Annotated in this window: 1 protein-coding gene; it reads left to right on the top strand. The window is 52.9% G+C overall.

Annotated elements, in window-relative coordinates:
- The first annotated feature begins 331 nt into the window (after window positions 1-331).
- Entirely contained in the window at window positions 332-1,540 is a 1,209-nt protein-coding gene (locus FME68_RS12890; protein ID WP_158397780.1) for an IS110 family RNA-guided transposase, read from the top strand.
- The last annotated feature ends 146 nt before the right edge of the window (window positions 1,541-1,686 follow it).

Genomic DNA, 1,686 nt, shown 5'->3' with positions numbered 1-1,686 from the left:
CCCATTACGTTGTTAGCAGTTCCGCTTGAAGGAGCCCAGGATTCGTACTCCTAGCCCCATGCTGGGGCAGGCTATGTTTATCTGCGTTCCTTCTGCCTTGTGGCAGTGGAACTAGTCGCTGGCTTCGGTATGGCTTGTTTTCGTCCCTGTCTGAAAATGATCCGGGGGGTGATGCCGCCGAAGGCAGTGACATACTCCAGACTGCTAATAGGAACCTGACCCACACAGGATGTGTGAGGTCTCAAAGTAATGTGGATGCCAGCGTGAAGTATGTCCGACCACCAGCGATGAAATAAGTCTCATACTCGTTCAATTCGCTAGGAGGTCTGGCATGACCTACGACTATGTCATCGGCATGGACGTTGGCAAATACTTTCACCACGCTTGCGTCTTAGATATCGACGGCGCCCAAGTACTATCAAAGCGCATCAACCAAAACGAAAAATCCCTGCGCACACTCTTTTCAACGTTTATCGCAAACGACCACAAGGTCCTTGTCGTCGTGGACCAGCCCAATAACATTGGGCGACTAACTGTCGCGGTTGCCCAAGATATCGGAATCGACGTTCGCTACCTTCCAGGTTTGGCTATGCGTCAACTCTCACGTATCCACGCTGGTAATGCCAAAACTGATATCCGGGATGCATATATCATCGCCCACGCTGCAAAGAACCTTCCGGAATCCCTCCGCAGTGTCGACCGCGTCGAAGAAGCCTTCCTCCAGTTGAAAGTCCTCAACGGCATCGACGAAGACTTAGCACGCTCCTACACCAGGCTCATCAATCAGATTCGAAGTGCACTCGTTGGCTGCTACCCGCAATTCGAACAAGCCCTTCGCGGCCAGATAATCCACCGCAAATGGGTTCTGCACCTACTTGCACGCTACGGCGGGCCCACCAAAATAAAGCGCCTCGGAAAAGCCAAAGCAGCTGCCTTTGCTCGACGCTATAAGGCACGCAATCCCGAACCCGTCATCGATGCCATATTCGCTGCCATCTCTGAGCAAACAGTCGCCATTGCTGGTGCACAATATGCCGAAATGGGCGTAGCAATGTCGGCGAAGGACGCGCTTTTAAAGCTCGAGCACCGCAAACAAATCGAGCAGGAAGTCATCGAGCTCATCAACGACATCCCCCACACTCAAATCCTGCTATCCATGCCGGGAATCGGGCCGAAGACGGCTGCCCAAATTCTCATGACCGCGGGCGACATGTCCGACTTCCCGACAGCTGGGCACCTAGCCTCTTACGCTGGCTTATCACCCCGAACGAATCAGTCCGGAACCTCAATCATGTCGAACTCACTGAACAGAGCTGGCAATAAAAAATTAAAGAACGCCCTATGGCAATCATCTTTTGCATCCATCAGATTCCACGAGCGTTCACGGCAATTCTATGAACGAAAGCGCCGTGAAGGCAAGAGACACAACGCCGCAGTAGTAGCGCTAGCCCGCAGACGGCTCAACGTCCTATACGCCATGATGAGCAACCACGAGTACTACCGCGACCCCGACCAATCACAGGAAGTCAAAGCAGCCTAAACCCCAAGAACCAAATAGCCGACTGGGTAGAATCCCAGCCGGCTAACAGCCATGCCAGAAAACAACACGTCCAAACAACCCCGGTTGAAAAATCAACCCCGGCTAATCCACCCGCGAGGTTGACAAACTATATAGGAACACCCCCC

Origin of the sequence: Corynebacterium hiratae, from assembly GCF_009708045.1 — a bacterium.
In the GTDB taxonomy this organism is placed as follows: domain Bacteria; phylum Actinomycetota; class Actinomycetes; order Mycobacteriales; family Mycobacteriaceae; genus Corynebacterium; species Corynebacterium hiratae.
Note: the sequence above shows the minus strand (reverse complement) of the source record. Positions and strands in the feature narration are given on the sequence as shown.

Coding starts and splice junctions, on each gene's coding strand:
- FME68_RS12890 (WP_158397780.1), top strand. CDS start 332: ATGACCTACGACTATGTCATCGGCATGGACGTTGGCAAATACTTTCAC.